The following is a 15,333-nucleotide window of genomic DNA, read 5'->3' as shown; positions in this document are numbered from 1 at the left end:
CAACACCCCCGGCCGCGGGCTTTCACTCTCCTACTCTTTTACTTTTTTACTTCTTCACTCTTTCACCTTTTCACTCTCTTACTTTTTCACTCTCTTACTTCTTCACTCTTTTACTTTTTCACTCTCTTACTTTTTTCGCTCCTCCACTCCCCTCACACATCGACCTTCTGATCGCCGACCAAACCGAGCAGCCGGTGCCCTTCCTCGTGCCACTTCTGGCCACGCGCGACCCAATCCTCGATCTTGGCGACCTCGTCATCCGAGATCCCCATCACCTCGGCGACGTCACGCACCGCCGCCTTCTCTTCGGCAAAGTACTCGTGGTCGGCCAGCGCCAAATCGACCAATTCGACGATGGCGACGCGCTTGGCCGAGTCGCGCTGGAAGGCATCACACAGCGACTCGAGGTTCTGGCCGTCGAGATCGTCGAAGGCGCCCTCCGACGAGACGTTGAGGTCGTGGGCCAGGTCAAGCACGAACTTGCGCTCTTCGGGGGAGACGTCTTGGTCGCTCTGGGCCAAGAAGCCCACCAACTTGAGCAGGGCTTCTTTCTCTTCATAACTCAGATGATACGTAAACATTGGGAAGCTCTCCTTTGTAGGCACTCAATGGTCGTTCGCCGACCGGACGCACGCAAAATTGCACACACGCCCGTCAGGTTCAACGCCAGCAACTCAAGGTCGCTTCTGTTTCTCTCGAGCGACCTCGGCGTCGACCACCTGGCTGAGCTTGGCGAGTTCCCCGCTGAGCTCGCGCAAAATATCGTCGTAGGTCACGATACCCACCAGGTTGTCGTCGGTGTCGATGACCGGCACGCGGCGCACCCCGTTGGCCTGCATGTTGTTGAGAATCTCGACCAGATCATCGTCCTCGCGCGCCATGATGAGTACGTCGCTCATCGCTCGGGCGACGGTCGTCTCGGCAAAGTCATCTTCGCCCACCGCTACCATGGCGGTGACGATATCGCGGTCGGTCAGAATCCCCACCGGACGGCGTTGGCCGTTCTTCTGGCGCACCACCACCACGTCGCCGACGTGATTCTCGCGCATCTGGTATGCGGCCTTGAAGAGCGATTCGTCCTCGGTGGCGGTGACGACATTCTTGCTGCAAAGGTCAACGACTCTCATTGTTTAACCTCTCCGTTATTTGTGTCGATGTGATTTCAGCCAGTTCCACCGAGGCAAGGTAACCACATCGTCCGATTTTCAACGCACAGCATCATCCCGCCCACTTCCGAGGCCGATCGTGGGTTTATGTTGCTTGTCTACGCATCAAAATAATAATAATACAATGGCTTACGTGCTCGACTGCGTCACACGCATCGCTTGCTTTCCCACGAGATTCCGTACACATGTCCGAACAACTCGATAGTGATCAATACGTGCTCGTCGTCGACGATGAGGAGCGGGTGCGTCGCAGCCTGCGCCGCATTCTACAGAGCGCAGGTTACCGTTGCAGGGAAGCCGGCGACGTCGACGCGGCCGTCGAAATCCTCGAGCGTGACTCCATCGCGCTGGTGTTGAGCGACATCCGCATGCCCGGCCGCAGCGGACTCGAGCTGGTCGACCACGTCAAAAAGCTCGATCCCCACACGGTTTGCATCACGGTAACCGCCGTGGACAACACCTCGGTGGCCGTCGACGCGCTGGCTCGTGGGGCGTACGCCTACGTCATCAAGCCGTTCGACATGAACGAGATTCTCATCCAGGTCGAGTCGGCCCTTCGCCGCCGGCGCCTCGAGCTGGCCCAGAAAAAGCTGCAGAGTGAGCTCGAGCGCCAGGTTCGCGAGCAGACCAAGATGATCCGCCACTCGCGCGAAGAGATCGCGCTGCGCCTCATCTCGGCGTCGCAATACCGCGACACCGAAACGGGCGCCCATATCCGCCGCCTCGGGCTCTACACCGCCAAGATGGCCGAGTTGATGGGGATGGACCAAGACACCATCGACACCCTGCGCGTGGCCGCGCCGATGCACGATGTCGGCAAAATCGGCATCCCCGACTCGATCTTGCTCAAGCCGGGCCGGCTCACCAAAGAAGAGTTCGAGGAGATGAAGCGCCACACCATTATCGGCGCGTCGATCTTGCGCGGCTCGTCGACGCCGCTGCTCCAGGTCGCCGAACGCATCGCCCTCGAGCACCACGAGTGGTGGGACGGCTCGGGCTACCCCTACGGATTGAAAGGCGAGGATATCTCTCTGGAAGCGCGCATGGTCGCCGTGGCCGACGTCTTCGATGCGCTAACCCACGACCGCGTCTACAAAGAGGCGTGGCCGGTCGACAAAGCCCTGAGCCTCATCGAAGAGGAGAGCGGCACCCACTTCGACCCCGATGTCGCCACCCTCTTCCTAGACCACGCCGACACGATGCAAGAAATCAGACTGGCCAACCCAGAGTCAGATTCGCTCTGGGAAGGCCAGTGGCAGCGTTCGGGGACCAGCCCGTCGCTCAAGTACGCGCCGAAACCGGAATGAGCGCGCCGTTGATGGGCTCGCCGACCGACTGCGTCAGCGAGTAGATGAGCTCGGCGAGTTGCTCGCGCTTGACCCACTTGTCGTGGTCGGCGTCGGGCATCTCTTCGCGATTGGCAGGCGTGTCGATGATGGAGGGCAATACCGCGTTGATGGTCACGTCGAGCTCGGCGACTTCGGCGGCCACCGACTTCGTCAACGCGTTGAGCGCAGCCTTGGTCGCCGCATAGGGACCTTCGCCCGTGCCCGGGTTGAGCGTCGACTTCGAGCTGATGAGCACCACCCGCCCATAATCCCGCTCTTTCATGCCGGGAACGACCTCACGCACCAGCAACAGCGCCGAGCGCAGGTTCGCGTCGATCAAAAAGTCGATATCCTCGTCTTTGGCGTCGCCGATGAGCGTCCACCGGAAGCCGCCGGCGCAGTTGACCACCGCGTCGATGGGGCCGACCTCGTCGGCAATCGCCGCCACGCCGTCGCGCACGGCCTGCGCCTCGCTCAAGTTGATTTCGATCCAGTGAAGATTGTCGCGCTCGGTGTCGGCAAAGGGCTTGCCGTCGTTTCCCAGCCCGAGGTCGACGCCCACGACGGTACAACCCGCCTGCAGAAAACGCTCGGCCACCGTGCTGCCCAGGGCGCCCTTAGCGCCGGTGACGACCACCGTTTGAAGCTTCTCAGTCATCTTAGACTCCTTATGTTGGCAACCGTTTATCAAGGTTCGGGCTGCAAATGTTGCACAAGGAGTCGGCGATGACCAGTCACGGCCGGGTCACCGCGTTCGGCGCGCTCAAGTAGTTACTCGTCGAGCTGTTGCCGAGCTGGCCGTAATCGTTGTCGCCCCAGCAATAGGCGTCCGCCTGCCCCGATGCGACCCCGCAGGAGTGCTGGCGGCCCAAGTCCATCGCCGTCCAATCATAACCTCCGGTAACCAAACGCGGGTTGGGCTCCGACGAAGCCACACTTCCGCTACCCAGGTTGCCCTGGCCATTGAAGCCCCAGCAGTAGGCGTCCGCGTTGGTGTCGATGCCACACGTCGCGCCCGCGCCGGCGGCGAGGTCGGTGTAGGTATGTGCGTCATCGGCGAGCACCGGGCTATTCTTGGGCGTCGTCGTGCCGTCGCCCAACTCGCCGTACTGGTTCGAGCCCCAGCAATACACGTGCGAGTTCGAGGTCACCCCGCAGGTGTGGTTCCAGCCGGCCACAATCACCGTAAATTGTTGCGTCGAGTCGAGTTGGACGGGCGCCCTTTGGTCGGTGCCATTGCCGTCGCCGACCTGGCCTGCCCCTCCGGCGCCCCAACAATAGGCGTCGCCGGCTTGTGAGATGCCACATGAGTGTGCCGCGCCGGTCGTGATCGACGAGAACTGCAGGTTCGGCACACGCTGGGGCACCAGCGAGTACTGCGCCGAGTTCGCTCCCAGTCCGAGCTGGCCGTTCTGGTTCGAGCCCCAGCAGTACACGTCGCCGCCGGTTTCCAGCGCGCAAGCGTGGTTGGCGCCCAACGAAATGTCGACGAAGGTGTAGGTGCCGTTGACCGCCACCGGAGTGGCCGACGGCGAAGTCGTCCCGTTGCCCAGGTGCCCCGCACCATTCGACCCCCAGCAATACGCCTTGCCCGCCGTGGTCAATCCGCACGTGTGATAGAACCCGGTCGCGATCATGTCGAACTCGAGGCCGCCCAGCACCAGGGTCGGTTCGGAGCGGTCGTTGTCGTGATTCAGCGCCGAATCGGTGCCCGAGTCGGTCGTCCCGTCGCCCATCTTGCCGTCAGCCGAGTTCTGCCCCCAACAGTAGCCATTGCCGTTCGACAACACGCCACAACTATAGCCGTCGCCGGTTGACACCTGCGTCCACTCGACGACATCCAGGTCGACGGTGGCGCTCACGCCTTCGCTCTCGGCGGTAATCGTGGTCGTGCCGACTGCCACGGCGGTGATCAGCCCAGACGCGTCGACCGTGGCCACATTGGTGTCCTGGCTCGTCCAAGTCACCGTGCGCCCACTCAGCGTATTGCCGTTGGCGTCCTCGAGGGTCACGTTGATCTGGGCCTGTTCGCCCGGAAAGAGGAACACCGAGGTCGGGTCGACGCTCACCGTGCTCACCGACGCACTCACCTGCACGGTGGCCGTGCCGCTGACCATCGTGCCCGTACCGTCGTCGACCTCGGCGGTGATCGTCGCGCTGCCGTTTTGCTGTCCGGTGACAAGTCCGCTCGCGTCGACCGTGGCGACCGAAGTGTCGCTGCTCGACCAATTGAGCGTGTAGCCCGACAGAGCGTTTCCGCCCGCGTCGCGCGGCGTCGCGCTCAGCTGCACCGTGCCGGCCACGTCGATACTCGCTGTCGCCGGCGTCACCTCGACGCTTCGCGGCGGGTTCTCGACGGTCACGGCATACGAATCGGTCACCCCTTCACTCTCGGCGACAATCGTCGCCTGCCCGCCCGCGACCGCGGTCACGAGCCCGTTCCCGTCGACCGTGGCCACGTTGGTGTTATTGCTCGACCAGTTGACCGTGCGTCCCGTCAGCACGTTGCCGCCGGCATCCTGCAGCTCGACCGACAACTGCAGCGTGTCGGTCACCTCGACCGTCGACGACGCCCCGCTGATGCTCACCGTGGCCACCGACGCCTGCACGGTGACGCTCGCGGTGCCGGTGACGTTGTCGACCTGCGCGGTGATCGTCGCCGTGCCCTCTTCGAGTCCTTCAATATTGCCGTTCGCGTCGACCGTCACCACAGTGGGGTCCGACGACGTCCACGTCGCCGTCTGCCCGCTGATGACCGAGCCGCGCGCGTTCTTGGCGATAGCAGTCAACTGAAGCGTCTCACCGACGTCGATGGTCGGCGCTGACGGGCTGACCTCGACCGTCGCCACGGCATTCTCCACGGTCACCTCCGCGCTGCCGCTGACCCCTTCGGCCGTCGCCGTGATATTGACCACGCCGGCGTCTTTCGCGGTGACCACACCGCTGGCATCGACCGTGGCAACGCTGGTGTCGTCGGAGCGCCACGTGACCGAGCGCCCCGTCAACTCGTTGCCGGCGGCGTCCTTGAGGGTGGCGCTCATCTGGTGCGTCTCGGGTACGAGCAGGGTCAACGGGTCGGGCGAAACCTCGACCGTCGCCACGGGGTTCTCGACGCTCACCTGCACAGTGTCTGTGACCCCTTCGCTCGTCGCCGTAACCGTGACCTGACCGCCCTTCAACCCCGAGACGAGTCCGTCTGTGTCGACCGTCGCGACGGTCGCGTCGGAGCTCTCCCAGGTGATGTCGCGCCCCGAAAGCTCGTTGCCGCCCGCGTCGGTCAGCGTGGCGGTCAACTGCAGCGTCTGGCCGACCCCCACGCTCGCCGGGCTGGGCGAAAGCTCCACCTCGGCAACCGGGTCCTCGACGGTAATCGTCGCCTCGGCGCGCTTGCCGCCCGCCTCCGCACGAATCGTCGTCTGACCTCCCTTGAGTCCTTCGACCAGTCCTGTGTCGTCGACCGAGGCGACCTCGGGCTGCGTGCTCGTCCAGGTCACCGGACGGTCCTGCGGATTGTCGTTGGCGTCGAAGACCAGCGCCGACAACTGCAGTGTGTCGGTCACCTCGATGGTCGCTTCGGTTTGGTCGAGCTTGACCCGCCCCACGGGCTCGCGAACCGTGACCTGCACGGTCCCCGTCACCCCGGTGGTGCGCGCTCGAATGGTCGCCTGACCCTCGGCCACACCGGTCACCTGCCCCTCGGCATCAACCGTGGCGACCGCTTCGTCGGAACTCGTCCACTCGAGCTGGCGCCCGCTCAAAATCTCGTCGTTATCGCCGTAGACCGTGGCGCTCAGCTGCAGCTTCTCGCCGATGTCCAGGTCCGCCGGGTCCGGCTCGATTTCGATGCGCTTGACCGGCGTGAACACCACCACCGTGGTCGTCGCTTTGACCTCGCCGACCTGCGCGGTAATCGTGGTGTCCCCGATGGCTTTACCTTCGACGATCCCGTCGGCGTCGACGGTCACCACCGAGGTATTCGCACTCGACCAGGTCACCTCGAGTCCATCGACCTCCTCGCCGGCTCGGTCGAGCAAGGTCGCCGACAGTTGCGTCGACTGACCAAGCTCGAGTCGCACCGGGTCCGGGCTGATCTCGAGGTCGTTGACGGCCAGCGCCGGGTCCAGCGGTTCGGGCTCCTCGTACAATGCGCACGATGTGGAGCCAAACGCGAACAACAGCAGGATGGGGGCTGCGAAGGCGAGAAGCGTCGACTGGTTCAGCAAGCGACTCATCGGCAATCCTGTACGGACTTCCAGGAGAAAAAATCGGTCTTCAAAACGTCCAGCTCTCTAAAACGACCAGCGCAACTGCACGCTCGCGCCATCGGAGTCGACCGCGCCGAACACGGAGGCAGACTCGGCGTTCCCCGCGGTCTCGGTCCCGCCCAACAGGTCGTAGGCCAACAGCGCCCCGCCCACCGCCGCGAGTCCCGCGCCCGAGTAGAGCATCACGCGTCCCAGCGATTGGCGGTCTTGAATATCTTGATGCAGGCCCCTCGCCCGCCCGTAATCGCCGTCGGCCTGGGCGGTGTCGTACTCTTCGAGGTTGCCGGCGACGATGAAATTCGTCACTCCGGCGCCCACAAGCGCAGCCACTCCCAGCCCGGCTGTGCCCGCGCCGGTCCAGCCGAGCACGCTCAAACCTTCGTCGGTCTGCGGCTGCTTGTCGGGCACCTTGTTCGGGTCGATTTCGGCCTTGGCCGGCGGGTTGATCGCCTCGGTGACCTCACGCGCGGCAATCGCGCGCCGGTAGCCGACGATGCGAAACTGGTTCTTCAGCGCCGTATCTTCGGGAAGGTTGCCCATCTTCTGGGCTTCGAGCGCTGCGGTGAGCGCCTCTTTGGGGTTGCCCATTTTGGAGTGGGCCAGCGAGATGTTGTAGAGAACGACCGGGTCGGGGTCGAGGGTGTTGGCCCGCTGGAAGTAGGTGATCGCCAGCGAGTATTTTTTCTTGAAGAACGCGTCGACGCCCTTGTTGTAATAGGCCTCGGCTTTCTTCTCGTCCGACGCCTCCTGGCCGGCCGAACCTTGCTCGCCACCCGACTCTTGCGCGGACGCCGGAGCCGCGAAGCTGCCCAGGACGACCATGCCGGCGACCATACCGGCAACAAGCGCGGCGAGGAGGTGACCATTCCACTCGGCGACATTCTTCGTCTGCATCGGACTCGTCCTACGCTGTTTGGCTGCGAAAGCCCGGCTCACTCGAGCGGCAGATACTTTCGCGTGTCGACGTCTTCTTCCTCTTTCTCGTCGGGCTCGGGCTTCTCTTTGACCGTAGCGGTCTGCCCGCCCTTCTTCTCGGAGGTCTTTTCGTTCTTCGTAGTCTTTGTACGGGTTCTCTCTTTGGCGCCGCCTCGCCCTTTGCTCGCCCCGCCCTTGTCGTCCGATCGACTCTTTGTCGCCTTCGATCCCGAAGCGACCTTCTCGGCCTCGTCGCCTTCCCCTTGCGGGTCGTCCTTCTCGGCGAGCTCTTCGGGCTCGGGCAACTCCAGCCAGATCTCGCCGCCAGGCTGCTCGAGCGTCTGCTCGACGTTCTTCTCGCCCATCTTGGCGATGACCTTCAGCGGAAACTCGTAATCGGTCGACTCGAATTGCACCGGAGCCATCCCGACGAGCTTGTCGCCCAGCCAGACGCTCGCCCCTTTGGGTCGCGTGCGAATCAGGGTGACGACGCTCTCCTCTTCGCCCTTCTCTACCCGGGCCTTCTCCGGCTCCGCCTCTTCGGTGTTGGCCTCGTCTGGCGTCTCGGCAATCTCGATCGGCTCGGCCTTCTCGTCGGTCCCCGAGGCACCCGTCAATTGCCAGGCTGCAATTCCGACTCCGCTCAAGAGCAACACAATCACCGCGCCGATAATCAACGGGCGCGAATTCGAGGAAGAGGAGTCGCCCTCGAACTCGATATCGGCCTCGTCGAGGACCAACTCTCCGTCATCGCCAAATTCACCGCCGTCGTCCGAAGGCGTCGGCGGCGGCCCACCGACGCGCAAATCGCCGTCGATGCGCTCGATCTCGGCCAGATCGGCGAGCACCGCTTTGGTCTCCTGGTAGCGCGTCTCGAGGTTCTTCGAGAGCATCTTGTTGATGAGCCGACGCAGCCGCGGGTGGATCGCGTGGTGGCGCGGAATCTCGAACGACTCCGAGGAGAGGTGACGCCCCAAGATCTCGATGCTGTCGGAGTTGGTGATCGCCTTCTCGCCCATCAACAGCTCGTAGGCGACCAAGCCCAGGCTGTAGATATCGCTGGCCGGCCCGATGTCTTGGCCGCGAATCTGCTCGGGCGACATATACCGCGGGGTGCCGATGAGCGAGTCGGAGGCGGTCAGGTCTTGCTGGTCGTCGTTGGCCGCCTGCCCCACCGCCTTGGCGATGCCGAAGTCGAGCAATTTGACCTGGTCTTTCTCGCCCAGGTGCTCATACACCATGATGTTGGCGGGCTTCAGATCGCGGTGCAAAAGCCCGTTGGCGTGCGCCTCGTGCAGGCTCTGCAGCATCTGCTTGAGGATCTTGATCACCCGCCTGGGCTCGATGGGCACCTCGAGCTCGTCGAGGCCGACGCCGTCGACGTACTCCATGACCATGTACAGCAGCCCGGACTCGGTCCGGCCGTAATCGTACATGGTGATCGTCTGGGCGCTCTTGAGCTGCGAGACGACGCGTGCCTCGCGCTCGAAGCGAAGCGCCACCGACTCGATCTTCGGATCGGTCTCCTCGGCGTTGACCGCGCGGGCAACCTTGGGGCTGAGCACCTTGATGGCCACGTGGCGCCCCAAATCGGTCTGTTCGGCGAGGTATACCCGAGCAAAACCACCGCTGCCGAGAAGTTTCTCGACGTGGTACTTTTCCTCGAAGATCTTTCCTGGTTCCGGGAAACGACCGCTCATGGGGCGTCAGCCTGCTGCTCGACGGGCAAAGAAGATGCGGAGGCGATGATGCTCATGTTGTTCTCATTTATCGTTCCATGCAAAAGTATCACGCTCGTCACACACTCGCAATTGTGACACGACGTAAACGAAGTTAGGCCAAACCCGGCAAAGCAAGACCAACCGCGCCCCTCAGCCAGTCCCTCATGAAGTCAACTGCGCCCATTATCAAAGACCTCGTGCTCGTCGGCGGCGGACACAGCCACGTGGCGGTCCTCAAGATGCTCGGCATGCGCCCGGTCGAAGGCCTACGCGTCACCCTGGTCACCCGCGACGTCCACACACCCTACTCGGGCATGCTCCCGGGCCTCATCGCCGGCCAGTACAGCCTCGACGAGGCCCATATCGACCTGCGGCCGCTGTGCGAGTTCGCCGGAGCACGCCTCTATCACGACACCGTCACCGGGATGGACCTCGACGCCAAGCAACTCGCCTGCAAGAATCGCCCGCCCGTCTCCTACGACTTCGTCTCGTTCGACATCGGCTCGACCCCGCAGACCCACAACGTGCCCGGCGCCGCCGAGCATTCGACGCCGGTCAAGCCCGTCGACCAATTCCTCGAGCGCCTCGCCGAGTTGACACGCACCATCGAGAGCAACCCCGGCGACAGCCTTCGCGTAGCCGTCGTCGGCGCCGGCGCCGGCGGCGTCGAGCTCGTGCTCGCCCTCGAGCATCGCCTGCGCACCATCCTTCGGGCCCAGTCGACCCCCGAGACGACCCTCGAATGCACCCTCTTTTCAGCCAGCAGCGACATCATGCCCACCCACAACCCCCGGGTGCGCAAAAAGCTGTCGCGCATTCTCGACGAGCGCGGCATCGCGGTGCGCCGCGACTGCCGCGTGCAGCGCGTCGAGCCCGACGGTGTGATCGACACCGCCGGCACGCACCACCCCTTCGACGCGGTGATGTGGGTCACCAACGCATCGGCGCCCGGCTGGATCGCCCAGGCGGGCCTGGCCACCGACGAGGCCGGCTTCATCGCCGTCGACGACCACCTGCAGTCGACCTCACACCCGGGCGTCTTCGCCGCCGGCGACATCGCCTCGATGAGCAATCACGACCTCGCCAAGTCCGGCGTCTACGCAGTGCGACAGGGCATGCCGCTCGCCGAGAACCTGCGCCGCATCGCCCAGGGACGCCCCCTGAAGGCCTACCGGCCCCAGAAGAACTTCTTGAGCCTCATCGGCACCGGCGACGGTTACGCCGTCGGCTCCAAGAGCCTGCTCGCGTTCGAGGGAGATTGGGTCTGGAAGCTCAAAGACTGGATCGACCGGCGCTGGATGGAGCAGTGGGACGAGCTCCCCGAGATGGAAGACGACGAGGCGACCGACGTCGACGTCCAGATTGACTCCCCGACCACCCGCGAGGCCCTCTCCGCCATGGCGATGCGCTGCGGCGGGTGCGGCTCGAAGCTCGGCCACACGGTGCTCTCGCGCGTGCTCCAACGCCTCGACGTCGTCGAGCGCGACGACGTCATCATCGGCCTCGACGCCCCCGACGACAGCGCCGTGACCCGCGTGCCCGACGGCATGGCCGTGGTCCAGACGGTCGACTTCTTCCGCACCTTCATCGACGACCCGTACACCTTCGGGCGCATCGCCGCCAACCACAGCCTGGGCGATATCTGGGCGATGGGCGCCGAGCCACAATCGGCCCTGGCCGTCGCCGTGGTCCCCTACGGTGTCGAAGACAAGATCGAGCAAGACCTCTACCAGCTACTCGCCGGCGCGGTGGACGTGCTGCGAGACAGCGGCGCCGCGCTCGTGGGCGGCCACAGCGGCGAAGGCGCCGAGATGTCTTTCGGCCTGCAGGTCAACGGCCTCGTCGACCCCGACGACATCTTGCGCAAAGGCGGCATGCAGCCGGGCGACGCCCTCGTGCTCACCAAGCCCATCGGCACCGGCACCCTCTTCGCCGCCAACATGCGCCAGGAGGCCAAGGGCCGCTGGATCGACGCCGCCCTCGACACGATGGCCCAGTCGAGCCGCGAGGCCGCCCGGTGCATGCGCGAGCACGGCGCGACCGCCTGTACCGACATCACCGGCTTCGGCCTGCTCGGCCACCTCGTCGAGATGACCCGCCCCTCGGGCGTCGACGCCACCCTCGACCTCGACAAGATCCCCCTGCTCGACGGCGCCCTCGAGACGACCGCAGCAGGCATCTTCAGCTCCCTGCAGCCCGACAATATCCGGCTACGCCGCGCCCTGCAGAACATGGACGAGGCCGCCGACCACCCGGTCTACCCGCTCCTCTTCGACCCGCAGACCGCCGGCGGCCTCCTCGCCTCCATCCCCGCCGAGCGCGCCGCCGACTGCGTCTCCGCCTTGCGCCGAGGCAGCTACGCCCACGCCGCCATCATCGGCCACATCGCCCCCCGCACCGACGCCCCGGCGCCGATTCGCCTGATTCTCTGAGAGTGACGCCCACCCAAACGCCCCGACCGGCGTCGGCGCCTCGGACGCTGAGGCGCTGAACGCTGAGGCGCTGAACGCTGAGGCGCTGAACGCTGAGGCGCTGAACGCGCTGAATTGGGAGGCGAGGAAAACTGGAGAGCTGAAGATTCATCTAAAGTTCGCTGAAAGCGCTGCAGAAGGCAGCCCCGCCGCGACCTGTCGACGCACCTCGACGTTGGGTTCTACAGCGCCTTCCGCGCACAATCAGATGAATCTTCAGCGCCTTAGCGTCCCGCGACTCTTCAATTCCGGGCCCTCCGCGCCTCCGAGCCTCCGCGCCTCCACGCCCCAATGAACTAACCGAGGTAACGAGTGCGCAGGTGAGCCTCGAAGATGGAAGCATCCAACTCGCTCCCCGTCGCCTCCTCGATGAGCCCCTCGGTGCTGCGGCTCGAGCCCTTCTCGTGGATATTCGTGCGCAGCCAACTCAGCAGCGGGCCGAACTCGCCGCGCCGAATCGACGGGACGATCTCGGGGTCTTGCTCCTTGGCCGCCGCGAAGAGTTGCGCGGCGATCATCGCGCCCAGCGTGTACGTCGGGAAGTAGCCGAACCCGCCGATCATCCAGTGGATATCCTGCATGCAGCCGTCACGGTCGTCGGGCGGTTCGATACCCACCATCTCCTGCATCGCCGCGTTCCACGCCTCGGGCAGATCACGCACGGCCAACTCGCCGGCGATCATCTGACGCTCCAGGCGGTAGCGCAAAATCACGTGCGCCGGGTAGGTCACCTCGTCGGCGTCGATGCGAATGAGGCTTCGCTCCACGCGCGTGCCGTGCCGGTACAGGTTATCGGGCGTCCACGCCTCACCGCTCGCCCCGAAGGCTTCGGCGATGCGCGGGGCGGCCCACTCCATGAAGTCGCGGCTTCGGCACACCTGCATCTCGACGAGCAAGGACTGACTCTCGTGGATGCTCGTGCCGCGGGCGTGCCCCACCGGCTGGTAGCGCCACTCTTTGGGCAGCCCCATATTGTAGAGCGCGTGGCCGGTCTCGTGCATCGTGGCCATCAAGGCGCGGGTAAAGTCGTGCTCGTAGTAGGTCGTCGTCAGCCGCACGTCGTCGGGCGTGCCGCCACAGAAGGCGTGCGCGCTGGTGTCGAGGCGACCGTGTCGAAAATCGAAGCCCAACTGCTCCATGAACTCGTGCGACAGCCCCTTCTGGATCGCCTCGGGGAACGGCCCCTCGGGCGCGATCGGGTCGGCGGCCTTCGCCTGATGCTCGAGCACCTCGTCGATGAAGTCGGGCAAAAACGCGGCGAGTTCATCGAAGATCGGGTCGATCTTCTCGGCGCGCATGCCCGGGTCGAATTGGTCGAGCAGCGCGTCGTACGCCGAGCAGCCGAGCACCTCGGCCTTGGCCGCCGCAGCCTCACGCACCACCTCGACGACCTCTTCGAGCGCGGGAGCCAGCCGCTCGAAGTCATTGTCCGGCCGAGCCTGACGCCAGATCATCTCGCAGCGCGACGTCGCCCGGCTCTCCGCCTCGACGAGCTCACCGGGCACCGCGGTCGCGTGCACCCATTTGCGGCGCATCTCCTCGAGGTTCGCGCTCTGCCACTCGTCGAGCGCCGACGCATCGACGCCCTCGAACAGGTCGCCCAGCGCCGAGTCGGTGAGCTGCTCGTGGGCGATCAACTCCAGCGTCGCCATCTGCTCCGAGCGCCCCTCGGCGCCCCCGTCGGGCATCATCGCCGCGTGGTCCCAGCGCAGCACCCCGAGCGCCTCGTTGAGCTTGTTGAGCCGGGCGAACCGGCGTTCTAGTTCCTTGTAGGCGTCCATTTCATCTCCTCACTTGCCGAAGGGCGACATTCAGTACACCCTCCCCCTTACCATAAAACGCCCGATTTGCAGAAAATCGTTCTATGAGACAGCTACAATTCACCAGCTGGTATCCCCTCGACCGCCCCGGCGTCGACGCCCACGCCCCTGAAGGCCCCGCCGCCGTCCAGATCCGCGTCGAGGAGGGCCTGGTCGACTACCCCAGCGGCCGCAGCAGCGCGATGGTCTGCTATTTCTACGCCTCCGAGAACGCCCGAGAAACCCTCGAGGAGCTCTTCGGCGACGAGATCGACCAACCCGGCGCACGCGGCCAGGGCCCCCTCCTCTTTCGATTCATCGAAGGCCGCGACCGCCCGCTCCACCACCTCAAAAAACTCCTCTACAAGTTCCACACCCAATTCGACGCCTTTCCCCTGTTCAACCAGAAAGACGAAGACTGAGCCGAGACACCTGTTTGTGGCCCGGCGACACTTCTCTGTAGCCCGGCGACACTTCTCTGTAGCCCGGCGACACTTCTCTGTAGCCCGGCGACACTTCTCTGTAGCCCGGCGACACTTCTCTGTAGCCCGACGACACTTCTCTGTAGCCCGGCGACACTTCTCTGTAGCCCGGCGACACTTCTCTGTAGCCCGGCGACACTTCTCTGTAGCCCGGCGACACTTCTCTGTAGCCCGGCGACACTTCTCTGTAGCCCGGCGAGCTGTATTTGTAGCTCGGCGACCGGTCTTGTTAATACCGCGCGAGCACATAGGTTTGAGCCCGGGAGACGTTTCGACCGACGCAGGTTTTTAGCAAGGCTCCACAGGATCAGTCATGGAATGGTATCTCATCGCATTCCTCGCGCTCTTCATCGCCGCGGCCATCGCCTTCTGGCTGGTACGCCAACGCAACTCGCGCACCGACAGCATCCGCCTCGACCGCCTCGAGACCCGGCTCGCCGAGTTGGGCGTCGAACCCGGCGGCGACGCCACGCCGCCCTTCGAGCTGCTGCGCCTCCACGTGCGCGACGGCGACTCTATCTTGGCGGCCACCCGCGCACGCCACGCCAGCAAAAAGGCCATCCTGGTGCTCCTCGACGACCGGCTCGTCTACGTCGCCGCGACCATGGGCCGCACGGGCGCCGAAGCGCAGACCATCCCCTACGATCACATCACCGACCTCGAGAGCGAGCCCCACGTGGGCGGCAACCTCCGCCTGGAGACCACCCGCGGGCCCATCACCTTCACCCACATCCCGCTGAGCCACTTCGCCAACATCGTCAACACCCTCAACGACCGACTGCGACGCGTCCCACCGTCAGGCCGCCCCCTGCAGCCGGCGCGGGGAACCTGACCGCCCGGTGAACCGGCCCGGCCGGCTGAGGTGCGCTGCCTTCAGGCTCCCGGATAAGCCTTGCTCCCAGCGCTGGAAGCGCTGCCTCTAGGCTGTCGGATAAGCCTTAGGAGGCAGGGCATCTTGCCCTGGGAGCAAGGCCGCACTCTCCTGCAACCAGCGCTGGAAGCGCTGCCTCCAATTGACGGCGGTCTATCGCGACAGACTCTTCACCCCGCCCCCCAGACCCCGTGACGGCGGTCTATCGCGACAGACTCTTCACCCCGCCCCCCAGACCCCGGCGGGTTCTACCCCGCCGGTGAATCAGCCTGCGCAGCTAAGCGCCCGCACAGGCTGCTCATCACGACATACCGG

Annotated in this window: 11 protein-coding genes; 4 read left to right on the top strand and 7 right to left on the bottom strand. The window is 64.7% G+C overall.

Annotation, left to right across the window (positions count from 1 at the left end; all coding sequences use genetic code 11):
- Window positions 1–152 precede the first annotated feature (152 nt).
- Window positions 153–581, bottom strand: a complete 429-nt coding sequence (locus tag FIV42_RS24055) for a TerB family tellurite resistance protein (RefSeq protein WP_141200159.1) — start codon at window positions 579–581, stop codon at window positions 153–155.
- Between the two features lie 93 nt (window positions 582–674).
- Window positions 675–1,127, bottom strand: coding sequence for a CBS domain-containing protein (locus FIV42_RS24050; RefSeq protein WP_141200158.1), 453 nt, complete (start codon window positions 1,125–1,127; stop codon window positions 675–677).
- A 224-nt stretch (window positions 1,128–1,351) separates the two neighbouring features.
- On the opposite strand from FIV42_RS24050, the gene FIV42_RS24045 reads away from it, so the two are divergent.
- A complete protein-coding gene (locus FIV42_RS24045) occupies window positions 1,352–2,473 on the top strand; it encodes an HD domain-containing phosphohydrolase (RefSeq protein WP_141200157.1) in 1,122 nt (373 codons plus the stop codon).
- On the opposite strand, the gene FIV42_RS24040 is transcribed toward FIV42_RS24045, so the two are convergent.
- The 4 genes from FIV42_RS24040 to FIV42_RS24025 form a co-directional block, all read right to left on the bottom strand.
- Entirely contained in the window at window positions 2,448–3,152 is a 705-nt protein-coding gene (locus tag FIV42_RS24040; protein WP_141200156.1) for an SDR family NAD(P)-dependent oxidoreductase, read from the bottom strand. The two genes, FIV42_RS24045 and FIV42_RS24040, sit on opposite strands and share 26 nt — an antisense overlap.
- Before the next feature lie 76 nt (window positions 3,153–3,228).
- Window positions 3,229–6,726 carry an Ig-like domain-containing protein gene (locus tag FIV42_RS24035; RefSeq protein WP_141200155.1) on the bottom strand — a complete coding sequence of 1,166 codons (3,498 nt, stop codon included), beginning with the start codon at window positions 6,724–6,726 and terminating at the stop codon, window positions 3,229–3,231.
- A gap of 57 nt (window positions 6,727–6,783) precedes the next feature.
- A complete protein-coding gene (locus FIV42_RS24030; protein ID WP_141200154.1) occupies window positions 6,784–7,653 on the bottom strand; it encodes a tetratricopeptide repeat protein in 870 nt (289 codons plus the stop codon).
- Window positions 7,654–7,691: 38 nt separating this feature from the next.
- Window positions 7,692–9,374, bottom strand: a complete 1,683-nt coding sequence (locus FIV42_RS24025; RefSeq protein ID WP_141200153.1) for a serine/threonine protein kinase — start codon at window positions 9,372–9,374, stop codon at window positions 7,692–7,694.
- A 185-nt stretch (window positions 9,375–9,559) separates the two neighbouring features.
- Between FIV42_RS24025 and selD the strand changes: the two genes are divergently transcribed.
- Window positions 9,560–11,827, top strand: a complete 2,268-nt coding sequence (gene selD / locus FIV42_RS24020; RefSeq protein WP_141200152.1) for a selenide, water dikinase SelD — start codon at window positions 9,560–9,562, stop codon at window positions 11,825–11,827.
- A gap of 335 nt (window positions 11,828–12,162) precedes the next feature.
- On the opposite strand, the gene FIV42_RS24015 is transcribed toward selD, so the two are convergent.
- Window positions 12,163–13,647: a carboxypeptidase M32 gene (locus FIV42_RS24015; protein ID WP_141200151.1), complete on the bottom strand. Its 1,485-nt coding sequence runs from the start codon at window positions 13,645–13,647 to the stop codon at window positions 12,163–12,165.
- Window positions 13,648–13,730: 83 nt separating this feature from the next.
- On the opposite strand from FIV42_RS24015, the gene FIV42_RS24010 reads away from it, so the two are divergent.
- Window positions 13,731–14,087 (top strand): hypothetical protein, encoded by a 357-nt coding sequence (locus FIV42_RS24010; RefSeq protein ID WP_141200150.1) that lies wholly within the window; start codon window positions 13,731–13,733, stop codon window positions 14,085–14,087.
- 373 nt (window positions 14,088–14,460) lie between these two features.
- Window positions 14,461–14,979, top strand: coding sequence for a PH domain-containing protein (locus FIV42_RS24005; protein ID WP_141200149.1), 519 nt, complete (start codon window positions 14,461–14,463; stop codon window positions 14,977–14,979).
- The last annotated feature ends 354 nt before the right edge of the window (window positions 14,980–15,333 follow it).

Origin of the sequence: Persicimonas caeni, assembly GCF_006517175.1 — a bacterium.
Taxonomy (GTDB): Bacteria; Myxococcota_A; Bradymonadia; order Bradymonadales; family Bradymonadaceae; genus Persicimonas; species Persicimonas caeni.
The sequence above is the reverse complement of the archived record's forward strand: the minus strand, read 5'-3'. Positions and strand labels throughout refer to the sequence as shown.